Origin of the sequence: Burkholderia sp. Tr-862 (assembly GCF_011753085.1) — a bacterium.
Taxonomy (GTDB): Bacteria; Pseudomonadota; Gammaproteobacteria; order Burkholderiales; family Burkholderiaceae; genus Burkholderia; species Burkholderia ambifaria.
Genome location: NZ_VWWG01000043.1, coordinates 16,869 through 31,894 on the forward strand (window position 1 = coordinate 16,869; position 15,026 = coordinate 31,894).

General features: G+C 68.8%; 13 protein-coding genes. 7 read left to right on the forward strand and 6 right to left on the reverse strand.

Features of this window, described 5'->3' with window-relative positions:
• Positions 1-38: 38 nt before the first annotated feature.
• Positions 39-875 (forward strand): extensin, encoded by an 837-nt coding sequence (locus F3J14_RS14735; protein WP_166723616.1) that lies wholly within the window; start codon positions 39-41, stop codon positions 873-875.
• Positions 876-989: 114 nt separating this feature from the next.
• On the opposite strand, the gene ahpF is transcribed toward F3J14_RS14735, so the two are convergent.
• Positions 990-2,588 (reverse strand): alkyl hydroperoxide reductase subunit F, encoded by a 1,599-nt coding sequence (gene ahpF, locus F3J14_RS14740; protein ID WP_166723617.1) that lies wholly within the window; start codon positions 2,586-2,588, stop codon positions 990-992.
• A gap of 124 nt (positions 2,589-2,712) precedes the next feature.
• On the reverse strand, positions 2,713-3,276 hold the full coding sequence (ahpC, locus tag F3J14_RS14745) for an alkyl hydroperoxide reductase subunit C (protein WP_006750178.1): 564 nt from the start codon (positions 3,274-3,276) through the stop codon (positions 2,713-2,715).
• Between the two features lie 320 nt (positions 3,277-3,596).
• On the opposite strand from ahpC, the gene F3J14_RS14750 reads away from it, so the two are divergent.
• The 3 genes from F3J14_RS14750 to F3J14_RS14760 are packed head-to-tail and all read left to right on the forward strand — an operon-like array spanning position 3,597 to position 6,589.
• A complete protein-coding gene (locus tag F3J14_RS14750; RefSeq protein WP_166723618.1) occupies positions 3,597-4,571 on the forward strand; it encodes an ABC transporter substrate-binding protein in 975 nt (324 codons plus the stop codon).
• Position 4,572: 1 nt separating this feature from the next.
• Complete coding sequence (locus F3J14_RS14755) at positions 4,573-5,877, forward strand: cation:dicarboxylase symporter family transporter (RefSeq protein ID WP_166723619.1); 1,305 nt, start codon at positions 4,573-4,575, stop codon at positions 5,875-5,877.
• A gap of 10 nt (positions 5,878-5,887) precedes the next feature.
• A complete protein-coding gene (locus tag F3J14_RS14760) occupies positions 5,888-6,589 on the forward strand; it encodes an amino acid racemase (protein ID WP_166723620.1) in 702 nt (233 codons plus the stop codon).
• Between the two features lie 94 nt (positions 6,590-6,683).
• Here F3J14_RS14760 and F3J14_RS14765 read toward each other — a convergent pair whose 3' ends face one another.
• Complete coding sequence (locus tag F3J14_RS14765) at positions 6,684-7,577, reverse strand: LysR substrate-binding domain-containing protein (protein ID WP_166723621.1); 894 nt, start codon at positions 7,575-7,577, stop codon at positions 6,684-6,686.
• Positions 7,578-7,754: 177 nt separating this feature from the next.
• On the opposite strand from F3J14_RS14765, the gene F3J14_RS14770 reads away from it, so the two are divergent.
• From F3J14_RS14770 to F3J14_RS14780, 3 genes are read left to right on the forward strand one after another with little or no spacing between them, the layout of a single operon-like run.
• Positions 7,755-8,921, forward strand: a complete 1,167-nt coding sequence (locus F3J14_RS14770; RefSeq protein WP_166723622.1) for a branched-chain amino acid ABC transporter substrate-binding protein — start codon at positions 7,755-7,757, stop codon at positions 8,919-8,921.
• Between the two features lie 17 nt (positions 8,922-8,938).
• Complete coding sequence (locus F3J14_RS14775; RefSeq protein ID WP_166723623.1) at positions 8,939-9,478, forward strand: L-2-amino-thiazoline-4-carboxylic acid hydrolase; 540 nt, start codon at positions 8,939-8,941, stop codon at positions 9,476-9,478.
• Entirely contained in the window at positions 9,471-10,727 is a 1,257-nt protein-coding gene (locus F3J14_RS14780; protein ID WP_166723624.1) for a Zn-dependent hydrolase, read from the forward strand. The genes F3J14_RS14775 and F3J14_RS14780 overlap by 8 nt, the downstream gene beginning before the upstream one ends.
• Before the next feature lie 10 nt (positions 10,728-10,737).
• On the opposite strand, the gene F3J14_RS14785 is transcribed toward F3J14_RS14780, so the two are convergent.
• The 3 genes from F3J14_RS14785 to glmS all read right to left on the reverse strand — a co-directional run bounded on the left by F3J14_RS14785 (position 10,738) and on the right by glmS (position 14,963).
• Positions 10,738-11,574 carry a cytochrome c gene (locus tag F3J14_RS14785; RefSeq protein ID WP_166723625.1) on the reverse strand — a complete coding sequence of 279 codons (837 nt, stop codon included), beginning with the start codon at positions 11,572-11,574 and terminating at the stop codon, positions 10,738-10,740.
• Between the two features lie 267 nt (positions 11,575-11,841).
• Positions 11,842-13,143: a hypothetical protein gene (locus F3J14_RS14790; protein WP_166723626.1), complete on the reverse strand. Its 1,302-nt coding sequence runs from the start codon at positions 13,141-13,143 to the stop codon at positions 11,842-11,844.
• The gene (glmS, locus tag F3J14_RS14795; RefSeq protein WP_166723627.1) at positions 13,140-14,963 is read right to left on the reverse strand and encodes a glutamine--fructose-6-phosphate transaminase (isomerizing); all 1,824 of its coding nucleotides are present in this window, start codon (positions 14,961-14,963) and stop codon (positions 13,140-13,142) included. Before glmS ends, F3J14_RS14790 begins: the two co-directional genes overlap by 4 nt.
• Positions 14,964-15,026 lie beyond the last annotated feature (63 nt).

Below are 15,026 nucleotides of genomic sequence, written 5' to 3' on the forward strand. Positions count from 1 at the left end.
TGATGGCTCGTTCACGTCGGTAAGATCGGTGAGCAAGCATGACAAGTACCCGAAAGACTTTGATGATCGTCGGCGGATTGCTGGTTGCCGCGGCAGGCAGCGGCTACGTGATGCTCCTGCGCGACGACCACCGCGCGATCGCGGAGGCCGGCATCGGCGATTCCGCGGCGCCTGCCGCCGCCGTGACCGCGGCGAACGACGAACATACCGCACAAGGCACGATCGCGCCGCCGGCGGCGGTCGCGATCCCGTCCGCGCACGTCGACGAGGCCGTGCCGCAACGAGCGGCCGTACCGCCGCCGGCGGCTCCCGCGCATGCGAACCCGGCGCCGCCATCTGCCCCCGTCGCGCCGGTCGTCGCCGCGCAGGCGCCCCCCGCGAAACCGAGTGCGCCGCCGCCGACCGTTCATGTCGTGACGGTCGAGCCGGAGGATGCGACCCCAGCGAAGGCCAAGCCCGCGCCGGCGATTCAAGCGCCGGTACAAGCGGCACGACCGGCGCAGCCGGCGCAAGCGGCGCAACCCGTGCAATCGACACCGCCGGTCCAGGCGGTGCAGGCGAGCCGCCCGAGTCAGCCGGCATATCAGCCGGCGCAACGCGCGGAGCGCAAGCGCGACGGGCTCGAACGGCACGCGGCAGCACCGTCCGCCACGAAATCCGAAACACCTGAAACCGCAGCGCTCGTGCATGAATCGGCGAAGCTCGATCCGTCGTTGCCGCCGCCGCAATACGTGGCGACGCCGAGCGCCGATCGACCGCATACATCGGCGGGTGGGAATGCGGTTGCCGCCGCGATGACCGAGCAGCTGGTCAGGCAGTCGAGCAGCTTCAAGGCGCCCGCGTCGGCGAGTGCCGGTCCCGCCGCGGCCCAGTGAGAACGGTGCCGGCGCGCTCGCACCGCGCCGCACGACGCCGGATGAAAAAGGACCCCGCACGCCGACCAGGGCATGCGGGGCCAAGAGAGACGAATCCGAGCGGTGCGTCGCGCGTTACGCGGCGATCGCTTCTTCGGCCTGGGGCGCGTCGGCCGTAGCCGGCGTCACGTCCTGCCGGATCAGGTGGTCGAACGCGCCGAGCGATGCCTTCGCGCCTTCACCGACCGCGATCACGATCTGCTTGAACGGCACCGTCGTCACGTCGCCGGCCGCGAACACGCCGGGCACTGACGTCGCGCCGCGTGCATCGACGATGATCTCGCCGTGCTTCGACAGTTCGATCGTGCCCTTTAGCCATTCGGTGTTCGGCACGAGGCCGATCTGCACGAACACGCCTTCGAGATCGACGCGCTTCGCTTCACCCGAACGCAAATCCTTGTAGACGAGCCCGTTCAGCTTGCTGCCGTCGCCGGTCAGCTCGGTCGTCTGCGCCTGCGTGACGATCGTCACGTTCGGCAGGCTGTGCAGCTTGCGCTGCAGCACCTCGTCCGCGCGCAGTTGCGCGCCGTATTCGATCAGCGTGACTTCCTTCACGATGCCGGCCAGGTCGATCGCGGCCTCGACGCCCGAGTTGCCGCCGCCGACCACCGCGACGCGCTTGCCCTTGAACAGCGGGCCGTCGCAGTGCGGGCAGTACGCGACACCGCGGTTGCGGTATTCGCGCTCGCCCGGGACGTTGATTTCGCGCCAGCGCGCGCCGGTTGCCAGGATGATCGTCTTCGCCTTCAGCACCGCGCCGTTCGCGAGGCGGATCTGGTGCACGTCGCCCGGAATCAGCGCGTCGGCGCGCTGCACGTCCATGATGTCGACGTCGTACTGCTTCACGTGCTGCTCGAGCGCGGTGGCGAACTTCGGCCCTTCGGTTTCCTGCACCGACACGAAGTTCTCGATCGCCATCGTGTCGAGCACCTGGCCGCCGAAACGCTCGGCGACGACGCCCGTCGCGATGCCCTTGCGCGCCGAGTAGATCGCGGCGGCCGCACCGGCCGGGCCGCCGCCCACGATCAGCGTGTCGAACACCGGCTTGTTCTCGAGCGACTTCGCGGCACGGGCGCCGGCGCCCGTGTCGAGCTTCGCGAGGATCTCCTTCACGCTGCTGCGGCCCTGACCGAACGATTCGCCGTTCAGGAACATCGTCGGCACGGCCATGATCTGGCGCGCTTCGACTTCGTTCTGGAACAGCGCGCCGTCGATCGCGACGTGGCGGATGCGCGGGTTGATCAGCGACATCACGTTCAGCGCCTGCACGACTTCCGGGCAGTTCTGGCACGACAGCGAGAAATACGTTTCGAACGCGTAGTCGCCGTCGAGCGCGCGAATCTGTTCGATCACGTCGTCGTCGAGCTTGATCGGATGGCCGCCCGTCTGCAGCAGCGCGAGCACGAGCGACGTGAATTCATGGCCCATCGGGATGCCGGCGAAGCGGATGCCCGCTGGCTTGCCGGGTTCGCCGATCGAGAACGACGGCTTGCGCTCGGCGTCGTCGCGGCGCTCGGTCACGGTCACGCGCGACGTCAGCGAACCAATCTCGTTGAGCAGCGCAAGCAGTTCCTGCGACTTCGCGCTGTCGTCGAGCGATGCGACGAGTTCGATCGGGCGCGTGATCTTTTCGAGGTACGCTTTCAGTTGATTCTTGAGATTGGCGTCGAGCATGGCGTTTCGGATTCCGTATTGATATTTCTGGTCGGGCACGTCGTGCCGGAGGAGGGCGCGGGCCGCACGAGGCGGCCCGCGGCGCGTCACTCGCGCGCCTCGTGCGAGGCGCGCGCAGCGAGCGTCAGATCTTGCCGATCAGGTCGAGCGACGGGGTCAGCGTTTCCGCACCCGGCGTCCATTTGGCCGGGCACACTTCACCCGGGTGCGCCGCGATGTATTGCGCAGCCTGCACCTTGCGCAGCAGTTCGCCTGCGTCGCGGCCGATGCCGTTGTCGTGGATTTCGCACAGCTTGATCTCGCCTTCCGGGTTGATCACGAACGTGCCGCGCAGCGCCATCCCTTCTTCCTCGATCAGCACGTCGAAGTTGCGCGACAGCGTGAGCGTCGGGTCGCCGATCATCGGGTACTTGATCTTGCCGATCGTGTCCGACGTGTCGTGCCATGCCTTGTGCGTGAAGTGCGTATCGGTCGACACGCCGTAGATTTCGACACCCAGCTTCTGGAATTCCGCGTAGCGGTCGGCGAGGTCGCCCAGCTCGGTCGGGCAGACGAACGTGAAGTCGGCCGGGTAGAACACGACGACGGACCACTTGCCCTTGAAGTTCTCTTCGGTCACGGGCACGAAATCGCCGTTGTGGTATGCGGTTGCCTTGAACGGCTTGATTTGGGTGTTGATGATCGGCATCTTGCGAGTTCCTTTGGGGTGGTGTTGATGAAGTGTTCCCAGTATCCGGGTTGACCCCGAGTTTGTGAAATTGCTTGTTTCAATCCACGGCATCGGGAATTCCTATCTGCTTCCGGCCCCCGTTGCGGCGGGCCGTCCGGACGGCCCGTGACATCCGGGCCGGGCCTTCCGGCGGATTTCGGCCGGGCGGCGCTTCTGACACATTGGGTGGGCGGGAGCGTGCGGCGCCGAACGGCGGCCACGCGCTTCGCGCCAGGGCCCGGCACCCGTTCGGCACGAACGGCTGCGCGGTCGTTCGACACTCACCGTCAACCTGCGCCATGAACATCTTTCCCGGACGCGCCGTGCGCGCGCTGCTTGCGTGGTGCCGCGATATCTTCCTCGTGCGCCGATACCTGCGTCGGCACTGGCGCGGCGCAGCCTGCGCATTGATCGCCGTGTCATGCGCCGCACCGGCGCTGGCCCTCGATGCAACCGCGCCGGCGGTGACGGTCGCGGCGGCGGTGACGCCCGCGCCCACCACCACGGCCAGCGGGCTCGTGCCGATGCCCGACGGCCGGCTGCTTGCGCCCGAGTTCGCCCGCATCGTCACGCGCGGCACGCTCGTGGTCGCGGTGCTGGGCGTCGATCAGCCGCCGTTCTTCTGGTCGCGCAACGGTGCGTTGGCGGGCGTCGACATCGACCTCGCCGACGAGCTCGCGAAAAAGCTCGGCGTATCCGTGCAGTTCGACCGCGACGCGCGCACCTTCGACGACGTCGTTCATCTGCTCGCGATCGGGCAGGCCGACGTCGCGATCAGCAAGCTGTCGCGCACGTTGCCGCGGGCGCAGGTGGTCAGCTTCAGCACGCCGTACATCAGCCTGCGGCGCGCGCTGCTGATCAACCGAGTCAGCTTCGCGGAACTCGCGAAAGGGCGGCCGCTGCCGGAAGTCGTGCGCGACTACCGCGGCACGATCGGCGTCGTCGCGCGGTCGGCCTACGCCGAATACGTGCGCAACGACTTCCCGGCCGCGCAGGTGCGCACCTATCCGAGCTGGCCGGCGACGCTCGACGCGTTGAACGCCGGGGCGGTAACGGCCGTGTATCGCGACGAGCTCGCGATCAAGCTCGTGATGCAGGACGACCCGAGCGCGCCGATCCGGCTGCGCGTCGCGACCTTCGACGACCTGACCGACGCGCTCGCCGTCGGCGTGCCGGTGTCCGCGCCGACGCTGCTCGCGTTCGTCAACCAGTTCCTGGCCGAGCGCAACAAGCGGCTCGACGTGAAATCCCTGCTCGATGCGATGGGTCGCTGACATGAACATGAACGAGAACCTCAGGATCACGCCGCGCATCGAGCGGCTGCATGCGTTCGCGATCCATCCGTTGACGGTATTCGGCAGCCTCGCGCTCGGGATCGTGGCGGGCATGCTGTGGCCGGCCGCCGCGCCGCAGTTCGACTACGTGGGCGAGGTGTACGTCGGCCTGCTCAAGATGACGGCGCTGCCGTTCATGACGGCCGCCGTGATCTTCAGCCTGCAGCGGCTGCTGCGCGAAGGCAGCGCATCGGATCTCGTGATGCGCGTGATCGCGATCTTCGGCTGCGTGTCGGTGTTCGTCGTGGTGGTCGGCACGGTCGTGCTGGTCGCGATGCGCCCGGGCGAGCACCTGTCGAATGCGACGCTGAAGGCGTTCGGCGCGCTGGTCGGCAGCGACGGCGCGGCGAGCGACACCGTGATGACGCTGTACGGCACCGATCCCGCGGAGAAGTCGTCGGGCCTCGCCGACATGCTGATCGCGCTGGTGCCGGGCAACTTCTTCGCGGCGCTCGCGAGCGGCGACACGCTGAAGGCGCTAGTGTTCTCGCTGTTCTTCGGCTTCGCGTCGGGGCGCGTGCCGGCGAGCATCTCGGCGGCGCTGAGCCAGACGCTGGAAACCGTGTATTTCACGTGCCAGAAGATCATGCACTGGCTCGCGTATCCGACGCCGATCGTGCTGTTCTGCGGCGGCGCCGCGCAGATCGGCACGTCCGGGTTCGGGCCGCTCGAGGCGATGTTCCGCTTCGTCATGGCGTTCGTGGTCGTCTCCCTCGTGCTGATCGCGGCGGCGATCGCCGTGATCTGGAAGCGCTCGGGCGCGACGCTGGCCGAGACGCTGGCCGGCTTGCGCACGCCGTTCGCGATGGCGCTCGCCACGCGCAGCAGCGTGGCCTGCATGCCGAGCATGATCGAGTGCCTGGCCGACGGCTTCGGCTTTGCCCGCGCGCGCGTCGAGCTGGTCGTGCCGCTCGCCGTGTCGCTGCTGCGCGTCGGGCCGATGGTCTATTACGCGAGCGCGACGCTGTTCGTCGCGCAACTCTACGAACGCTCGCTCGGCCCCGACGAGCTGTGCGTCGTGCTGGTCGCGTCGGTGCTGACCGGATTCGCGTCGACGGGCACGTCGGGGGTCGTGACGGTGTCGCTCGCCGGCATGGTCTGCGCGGCGCTGCACCTGCCGTTCGAGGCCGCGTTCGTATTGTTCGCGGCGGTCGATCCGTTCTGCGAGATATTGCGCACGCTGTTGCTGGTGATCGGCAACTCGGCCGTCGTATCCGCGATCTGCGCGCGGCCGCCGCGCGCGTGAAGGAGACATCATGGCGCTTGTCGGGGTATTGGGCGGAATGGGACCGCTGGCCACGGTCGACTTCATGCATCGCGTGATTCGCTTGACGCGCGCGCGCTGCGACCAGGAGCACTTGCCGATGATCGTCGCGAACCTGACGCAGACGCCCGATCGCTCGCGCGCGATCATCGACGGCGGGACCGATCCGCTGCCGGCGCTGCTCGACGGCGTCGCGCTGCTGAACCGCTGCGGTGTCGACGTGATCGCGATCCCGTGCAATTCGGCGCATCACTGGTATGCGCCGCTGCGCGAACGCAGCGCGGCGCCGGTCCTGCATATCGTCGACGCATCGGTGGCCGCGGTGCCGGCCGGCGTGCGGCGCGTCGCGGTGCTCGCCACCGGCGGCACGCTGGTGTCGGGCTTCTACCAGGCGGCGCTGCGTGCGCGCGGCTTCGAGCCGGTGATGCCGGCCGTGGCCGCGCAGCGCGATATCGCCGCGTGCATCGCGGCCGTCAAGGCGGGGAAGCTCGATGCGTCGGTGCGGTGCCTGTCGCGCGCGCTCGCGACGCTGGCGCGGCGGGACGTGGGCGTCGCGGTGATGGGCTGCACGGAAATTCCGATCGCCGCGCGTGCGTTGCGCGATGCTCCGTTCGCGTTGATCGACAGCACGCAGGAGCTGGCGCGGGCGACGGTCACTTATGCGGCCGAGCGCGGATGGGGGCGGGCAGTGTGACGCGCGGCGACGGCTCTCCGGCATGCATGACGAATGCCGCTCGCGCGGGCCACGCGTGCGGAGACGCTCGGCCGGCCGGCGGCGAGCCAGCCGTTCAGGCGGCGATCTTCCTCAGCCAGTCGGCAAGCCGTCTCGCGCCGTCCGGCATGTCCGCATCCTCGCGCGTGCACAGGTAGTAGTCGCGCCCGTCGTCGAGCGCGTGATCGAACAGCTGCACGAGTTCGCCGCTCGCCAGTTCCCGCTCGACCAGCGGCGCGCGCAGCAGCGCCGCGCCGAGATCCGCGCGCGCCGCGCTCAGCGTCAGTTGTCCGTCCTCGAACATCGGCCCCACCGCATGCGACACGTGCCGCACGCCGGCGCCCTGCAGCCAGTTGACCCAGGTGCTGCGATCCTCGTCGTGCACGAGCGGCGCCCGCGCGAGATCGGCCGGCGTGCGGAACGGCCCGTGACGCTTCAGGAACGATGGGCTGCACATCGGCACCATCGCGCCCGGCAGCAGCCGCTCGCAGCGGTAACCGGGCCAGTCGCCGGTGCCGAAGCGGATCGACAGATCCGACGCGTCGCTTCGATAGTTGCGGTGATGGGCGTACAGCACGGTCACGTCGACGTCGGTGTTGTCGGCGAGGAATGCGTGCAGCCGCGGAATGAACCAGCCGATGCCGAGCAGCGGAATCAGGCTGATCGTGATCTGCCGCAGCGACGAGCGGTCGCGCACGAAGCGCGTCGCGCTGCGCAGCACCGAGAACGCGGCGCTGATCGAGCGGTAGTAGTCGCGCCCTTCATCAGTGAGCGCGAGCAGCCTGCCTTCGCGCACGGTCAGCGGCGTCTGGATGAACGCTTCGAGCAGTTGCAGCTGGTGGCTGACCGCGGACGGCGTGATGTCGAGCTCGTGCGCGGCCGCGGTGACCGAGCCGAGACGCGCGAATGCCTCGAACGCGCGGACGGCGCGCAGTGGCGGATCGTGTGGCAATTGTTCGACATTTTTCATGTATCGAATTTTATCGAAAAATCAGGGTAAGCGACAATCTAAAAATACGCTGTATTTACAGGTGTTTACGCTATTGTGTCGGGAATGGCATAAGCATCCAACAATTGAGTATTTGGGGTGCGGGTGTCGAATCTTTAATATTTTTCATGTTTTGATCCGAATCACTGATCCCCGCACATGAAAATCGCCTTTCTTCCCGCCCGTCTCGCCTTCTCCGCGGCCACGCTGATCGCTGCCGTTCCCGCCTTCGCGCAATCCGCGCCGCAGACGATCCTGATCGGCCTCGCCGCGCCGCTCACCGGCCCGTCCGCGCGAATCGGCAAGGACCTGCAGAACGGCGCGCAACTCGCGATCGACGACGCGAACGCGAAGCATCCGAGCATCGGCGGCAAGCCGGTTGTCTACAAGCTCGTCGCGGCCGACGACCAGTCCGACCCGCGCACGGCCGTCGCGGTCGCGCAGCAGCTGGTCGACCAGCACGTGATCGGTGTCGTCGGTCACTGGAACACGGGCTGCAGCGTGCCGGCGTCGCGCGTCTATCGCGATGCGGGCATTGCGCAGATCGCGCCGGCATCCACCGGCCACCAGTACACGCAGCAGGGCTACGCGACGGCGTTCCGCATCATGGGTCACGACGATGCGGGCGGCAACTTCACTGGCGCCTATGCGGTGAAGACACTGAAGGCGAAGCGCATCGCGGTGATCGACGATCGCACGTCGTTCGGCGCGGGGCTTGCCGATCAGTTCATCAAGGGCGTGCAGGCGAACGGCGGCACGATCGTCGATCGCCAGTACGTGAATGACAAGACGACCGACTTCAGCGGCGTGCTGACCGCGATCAAGGGCAAGCGCGCGGATCTCGTGTTCTTCGGCGGCCTCGACGCGCAGGCCGCGCCGATCGCGCGCCGGATGCGCCAGCTCGGCGTGAACGCGCCGCTGCTCGGCGCCGGCGGTTTCGTGAGCCAGACCTTCCTGTCGCTCGCGGGCAAGGACGGCGAAGGCGTGACGGCGCTCGAGCCGGGCCTGCCGCTCGACCGGATGCCGGGCGGCAAGGCGTTCGACGCGCAATATCGCGCACGCTGGCACGCGCCGATTGAGCTGCACGCGCCGTTCGCGTACGACGCGGCCGCCACGCTGATCGCGGCCGCGCAGCAGGCCGGCACGACGCAGCCTGCGAAGCTGGTCGCGGCCGTGCGCGCGATCGACCGGTCCGGCGTGACCGGCCGGGTCGCGTTCGATCAGGACGGCAATCTGAAGGACCCGGCGTTCACGATTTACCAGGTACGCGGCGGCAAGTGGACCGTCGTCGACGTGCTCGGCGGCGCGCGCCCCGCAACGAAATAACGACGGAGACGTTTCCCATGACCGACAAGACCCATGCAGCCGCGGCGGCACCCGAGGACACGCGCCTCGGCATCCTCGCGCGGCGCCGCATCGAAGCGGAAATCATCAAGCCGATCTACGAGATCATGAAGCGCGAATTCGGCACCGAGCGCGCGCAGGCCGTCATCGCGGAAGCCGTGCGCGGCGCGGCCGTCGACGCGGGCCGCACGTTCGCCGCGCAAGAGCCCGACGGCACGAGTGTGCAGTCGTTCATTGCGCTGCAGGTGCTGTGGGAGAAGGACGACGCGCTCGACGTCGAGGTGCGCCGCGCCGACGACGCGCACTACGACTACGACGTGCATCGCTGCAGCTATGCGGAGATGTATCACGCGATGGGGCTCGGCGAGATCGGCCACCTGCTGAGCTGCGCGCGCGACAGCTACTTCATCGAGGGTTACGATCCGCGCATCGCGCTCACGCGCACGAGCACGATCATGCAGGGCGGCAAGCGCTGCGATTTCCGCTATGCGCTGCAGGCCGCGCCGCGTGACGACGGAGCGGAGGCCGGCAATGCATGACGACCTCGCACGCGCACCGCGTGTCGATGGCGCGCGGCTGTGGGCATCGCTCGAACGGATGGCGCAGATCGGCGCGACGCCGAAGGGTGGTGTCTGCCGTCTTGCGCTGACCGATCTCGACCGCGAGTCGCGCGACCTGTTCGTGCAGTGGGCGCGCGACGCCGGCTGCACGGTGCGGGTGGATCGGATGGGCAACGTGTTCGCGCGCCGCGCGGGCCGCAATCCCGACGCCGCGCCGGTGATGACGGGCTCGCACGCCGATTCGCAGCCGACCGGCGGCCGCTACGACGGCATCTACGGCGTGCTCGGCGGCCTCGAGGTCGTGCGCGCGCTGAACGATGCGGACATCGAGACCGAGCGCCCGATCGACGTCGTGATCTGGACCAACGAGGAAGGCTCGCGTTTCGCGCCGGCGATGATCTCGGCCGGCGTGTTCTCGGGCGTCTATCCGCTCGAATACGGGCTGTCGCGCACCGACGGCGCCGGCAAGACGATCGGCGAGGAACTCGCGCGGATCGGCTATGCGGGCACCGAACCCGTCGGCGGCTATCCGGTGCATGCCGCCTACGAACTGCATATCGAACAGGGCGCGATTCTCGAGCGCGCGGGCAAGACGATCGGCGTCGTGACGGCCGGTCAGGGGCAGCGCTGGTACGAGGTGACGCTGACGGGCGTCGACGCGCACGCGGGCACGACGCCGATGGAGTTCCGGCGCGACACGCTGGTGGGCGCCGCGCGGATGATCGCATTCGTCGATGCGCTCGGCCGGCGCCATGCGCCGCACGCGCGCGCGACGGTCGGGATGATCGAGGCGCGGCCGAATTCGCGCAACACGGTGCCGGGCAACTGCTTCTTCACGGTCGAATTCCGCCATCCCGACGATGCGGTGCTCGACGAACTCGATGCGGCGCTGCGTGCGGAACTGGCGCGCGTGGCGGCCGATGCCGGGCTCGGCGCGCGGATCGAGCAGATCTTCACGTATCCGCCGGTGCCGTTCGCGCCGCGCTGCATCGACGCGGTGCGCGACGCGGCGCAGGCGCTGGGGCTGTCGCACATGGACATCGTGTCCGGCGCGGGCCACGATGCGTGCTATGTCGCGCGCGTCGCGCCGACCGGCATGATCTTCGTGCCGTGCGTCGACGGGCTGAGCCACAACGAGGCCGAGGCGATCACGCCGGAATGGTCGACGGCGGGGGCGGACGTGCTGCTGCGCGCGGTGCTGCACAGCGCGCAGGAAGCGGGCGCTTGACCGGCGCGGCTTACTTGCCGGCCTTGCGCCGCGCCATGTACGCGAGGTAGGCGACGATCTGGTCGAGTTCCCGGTCGCTCAGTTGCTCGGGCGGGAACGCCGGCATCACGCGGCCCGGCCAGTCGCGCACCGATGCCGGATCGCGGATGTAGCGGCGCAGCGCGGCGGGCTGGAAGTAGTCGACCGGATTCATCGGCGCGTTCAGGTCGGGGCCGGCCTGGCTGCTGCCCGCGCCGTCGAGGCGGTGGCACGCGAGGCATTGCGTGACGAACAGCCGCTGGCCCGCGCGGGCCGGATCGTTCGCCGGCAGCGCCGATTCGACGGCGAGCGACGGCCAGCGCGCGAGCGGCGACGATTCCACCGTGATGCGCACGATCTGATACGGCCACTGCTCGCCGCGCACCGACGACGCGTCCGGCCCGAGCCACACGAGATAGAACGGCCCCGCGCTGACCTGCTTGCCCGGCAGCTTCGGCCACGGGTGCGCGGGATCCTCGATCGCGAGCCACGCGACGGCGCCGGCCGGCGCACGGCGGCGCGCGAGATCCAGCGGCAATTGCGCGGCGAAACCATCGGCCGCGCGCGTCTCGAGCACGCCGTCGGCGGCTGGCGGCGTGTCGCCGAGCAGCGCGGCGAACGGCACCGCGCGGAACGTCATCGGTCGACCATACGCAATGTCGCGTGGCACATGGATGTCCGTCGCGTCGGCGCGCGCGAGCAGCGCCTGGCGCGTCAGGACGCGCGGCGTGCCGTCGGTGTCGAGTTCGAGCGCACCTTGGGCGGACGCGCGCGTGGCGATCAGGCACACCGTCAGCAGCAACAGCGAAAACCACCGGCGCTTCAGCATTCGTACTCCGTGGAAGGGGCGTTGCGGCGGCGGCAGAAGGGGCGAGTGCCGCGGCCGATGGAAGGAATCGGGCGACAGTCTAGCGGTTAAGGGCGGCGCTGGCGACTGCGGCGCGGGAGCAGGGCGTGACCGGGATCGGGCCGGCCGACGGCGGCGTGTCCGGCTACCCGATCGCCGGATGCGTGCGCAGGAATCGCACCGCGCGATTGGGGCGGCGGTGCAAAGGCATCGGTGAATCGCGTCGATCCGGATCAACGCGCGTCGTCGTCAATGCGTCGGACACTGCGTGTCGGCCTTCGGCAGCGGCGTGTTCCGCGCCGTGTCGAAATCGGCTTCGCGCGTGCCGGACGGTGTCAGCGACACGAAATGCATCGCCCCGCCGCGTGCCGGGAACCCGGCGATGCCGGTCGAGCCCCACGGAATCGGCGAACGCTGTACGCCGCTCACCGACATGCTCGTGGGCGAAAGCGCCAGCGTCAGCAGCCGCCCGTCGCGGGTCGGCACGTACGCATGCGTGCCGTCGACGCCGATCCCGGACTCCCGCACCGACGCCGGCAGGCAGTCGAGCGTGGCGACGCGGCGGCCGTCCGGGTCGATCAGCATCGCGACGCCGCGATTGTCCGCGGTCGTCGTGACGACGACGAAGCGATCGACCGCCGGCACGTAGGCCGACGAATACACGTAGTACTGGATCGCGTCGTTCAGCACCCCGAGCTTGTCGAGCTTGGCCGTGACCGGATCGAACATCGCGTATTCGAGCGTCGCGTCCGTGCTGCCTTCGATGTATTTCTGCCAGACCAGCAGCGCGCGGCGCGGCGAGCCCGCGACCATGGGCCACCACTCGCGGCGGTGCGGGGCGACAGCCACATGGTTCAGCACGTGTCCTTCGGCATCGTAGGTTTTCACGTAGACGCCGTTGCCGGTGCCGAGATTGTCGACGCCGCCGCCGTCGATCCAGTCGGCGGAATAGAACACGACGAAGCGTTCGCCGACCGCGGCGACGTGCCCCGAGTGGCCGCCCGCTTCGACGTCGTTCGGGTAGGGCTTGATCGGCTTCAGGTCGCGCCGGTAGATGCCGTATCGCTGGCTGACCGTCTCCGGCGTGTCCCAGCCGTCCTCGAACGTGACGAAAATGTCGCCGCGCGGGTTCTGCGCGATCGACACGGGTTCCTGTGCTTCCGGGCGGCTGATGAACGTATGGACGCGCAGCAGGCCCGGCTTGCCCGGCAGCCATTCGCCGACATACACGTCATGCGGCCAGTTGCCGTTGCGCAGCGCGCCGCGCGGCGCGATGCCCGAGCTGCTGAAGAACACCCAGCGCCGGCCGTCGCCGGCGTCGGCCACGCCGATTCCGTGCATGAAGCGCCGCGCGTCGCCGCGTTCCTGCGGCGCCGAAGCCTCCTGCACGGTGACCGTATGCACGACCGGCGCGCCCGCGCACGTGTACGACGGCGCGGCGGCGGCAACGCATGCGCCGCACAGAGCGGCCGCGACGCGCCATGCGGCGGCACGCCGGGCCGCGCGCGCGCGCAGGGTGAACGCGTGCGCCACGTCCGGCCGCTCCCTCATTCGACGGTGACCGATTTCGCGAGGTTGCGCGGCTTGTCGACGTCGGCGCCGCGCGCGCAGCCGACGTGATACGCGAGCAGTTGCAACGGAATCACGTTGACGATCGGCGACAGCGCATCGCCCGATTCGCGCACGCGGATCAGGTGCGTATCACGATCGGCATCGATCTCGAGCTGATGACCCGCGAGCACGTACAGCCGTCCGCCGCGGGCGCGCACTTCCGCCATGTTGGACTTCAGCTTCTGGAACAGGCGGTCGTCCGGCGCGATCGTGACGACCGGCATCGCGCTCGTGACGAGCGCGAGCGGGCCATGCTTCAGTTCGCCGGCCGGATAGCCTTCCGCATGGATGTACGACACTTCCTTGAGCTTCAGCGCGCCTTCCAGCGCGATCGGATAGTGAATCCCGCGCCCGAGGAACAGCGCGTTCTCGGTGCGCGCGAACTTCGCGGCCCAGCCCATGATCTGCGTTTCCAGCGCGAGAGCGTGGGCGATACGCTCCGGCAGTTCGTGCAGCTTCTTCAGGTGCATCGCGACCTGCGCGGCGTCGAGCCGGCCGCGCTGCTGCGCGAGCGTCAGCGTCAGCAGGAACAGTGCGACGAGCTGCGTCGTGAACGCCTTGGTCGACGCGACGCCGAGCTCGATGCCGGCACGTGTCAGGAAGCAGAGCGGCGCGCTGCGCGCGATCGAGCTGGTCGCTACATTGCAGATCGCCATCGACATGTCCTGGCCCATCCCGCGCGCGCGCTCGAGCGCGCCGATCGTGTCGGCGGTCTCGCCGGACTGCGAGATGCCGACGACCAGCGTGCGCGGATCAGGCACGGTATCGCGATAGCGGTATTCACTCGCGATCTCGACCTGTGCCGGGATGCCCGCGATACCCTCGAGCCAGTATTTCGCCGTCAGGCCCGCGTAGTAGCTGGTGCCGCAGCCGAGCAGCAGCACACTGCGGGTCTTCGACAACATCGCTCGCGCGGTTTCGTCGCCGCCGAACAGCGCGGGCGAGATCGCGTCGATGCCGTCGATCGTGCTGGCGATCGCCTTCGGCTGCTCGAAGATCTCCTTCTGCATGAAGTGCTGGTACGGGCCGAGCGCGGCGTCGTCGTCGCGCGCCTTGACCTCGCACAGCGGACGCTTGGCTTCGCACCCGACCGAATCGACGACGTCGATGCGATCCGGCGTGATCAGCGCGACGTCGCCGTCTTCCAGGTAGACGAAGCGGTCGGTCAGGTCGCCGAGCGCCGCGCAGTCGGACGCCAGATAGTTCTGGTCCGCGCCGATGCCGATCACGAGCGGCGAGCCGGCGCGCGCGGCGACGAGCCGCTGCGGTTCGAGCGCGCTCAGCACGGCGATCGCATACGCGCCGTGCAGCCGCTTGACCGCGCGGATGACGGCATCGAACAGGTCGTCGCGATAGACGCTGTGGATCAGGTGCGCGATCACCTCGGTGTCGGTTTCTCCGCGAAACGTATAGCCGCGCTGCCGCAGTTCGGCGCGCAGTGCGTCATGGTTTTCGATGATCCCGTTGTGCACGACCGCGATCGTGTCGCCCGACATGATCGGGTGCGCGTTGACTTCCGACGGCGCGCCGTGTGTCGCCCAGCGCGTGTGCGCGATGCAGGTCTGCGCTTCGAGACCGAGCGTCAGCACGCGGTGCTGCAGGTCCGCCACGCGCCGCAGCGTGCGTTCGCTGCGCAGGTGGCCGTCACGCAGCACGGCGATGCCGCATGAATCGTAGCCGCGATACTCGAGCCGGCTCAGTGCATTGACCAGTTGCGGCACTTGATTCTTCAGACCGCTTGCTCCGACGATTCCGCACATGATTCACCTCGTCTACAGGGGAGTTGCCGGCTGGCGCGCGCGACGCGCGGCAGCACGCTATCA

Excerpts from the sequence above, each read along its gene's own strand:
- F3J14_RS14755 (WP_166723619.1), top strand. The coding sequence starts at position 4,573 with ATGAACATGAACGAGAACCTCAGGATCACGCCGCGCATCGAGCGGCTG.
- F3J14_RS14735 (WP_166723616.1), top strand. The coding sequence starts at position 39 with ATGACAAGTACCCGAAAGACTTTGATGATCGTCGGCGGATTGCTGGTT.
- F3J14_RS14750 (WP_166723618.1), top strand. The coding sequence starts at position 3,597 with ATGAACATCTTTCCCGGACGCGCCGTGCGCGCGCTGCTTGCGTGGTGC.
- F3J14_RS14775 (WP_166723623.1), top strand. The coding sequence starts at position 8,939 with ATGACCGACAAGACCCATGCAGCCGCGGCGGCACCCGAGGACACGCGC.
- F3J14_RS14780 (WP_166723624.1), top strand. The coding sequence starts at position 9,471 with ATGCATGACGACCTCGCACGCGCACCGCGTGTCGATGGCGCGCGGCTG.
- ahpF (WP_166723617.1), bottom strand. The coding sequence starts at position 2,588 with ATGCTCGACGCCAATCTCAAGAATCAACTGAAAGCGTACCTCGAAAAG.
- F3J14_RS14790 (WP_166723626.1), bottom strand. The coding sequence starts at position 13,143 with ATGAGGGAGCGGCCGGACGTGGCGCACGCGTTCACCCTGCGCGCGCGC.
- glmS (WP_166723627.1), bottom strand. The coding sequence starts at position 14,963 with ATGTGCGGAATCGTCGGAGCAAGCGGTCTGAAGAATCAAGTGCCGCAA.
- F3J14_RS14760 (WP_166723620.1), top strand. The coding sequence starts at position 5,888 with ATGGCGCTTGTCGGGGTATTGGGCGGAATGGGACCGCTGGCCACGGTC.
- F3J14_RS14770 (WP_166723622.1), top strand. The coding sequence starts at position 7,755 with ATGAAAATCGCCTTTCTTCCCGCCCGTCTCGCCTTCTCCGCGGCCACG.
- F3J14_RS14765 (WP_166723621.1), bottom strand. The coding sequence starts at position 7,577 with ATGAAAAATGTCGAACAATTGCCACACGATCCGCCACTGCGCGCCGTC.
- F3J14_RS14785 (WP_166723625.1), bottom strand. The coding sequence starts at position 11,574 with ATGCTGAAGCGCCGGTGGTTTTCGCTGTTGCTGCTGACGGTGTGCCTG.
- ahpC (WP_006750178.1), bottom strand. The coding sequence starts at position 3,276 with ATGCCGATCATCAACACCCAAATCAAGCCGTTCAAGGCAACCGCATAC.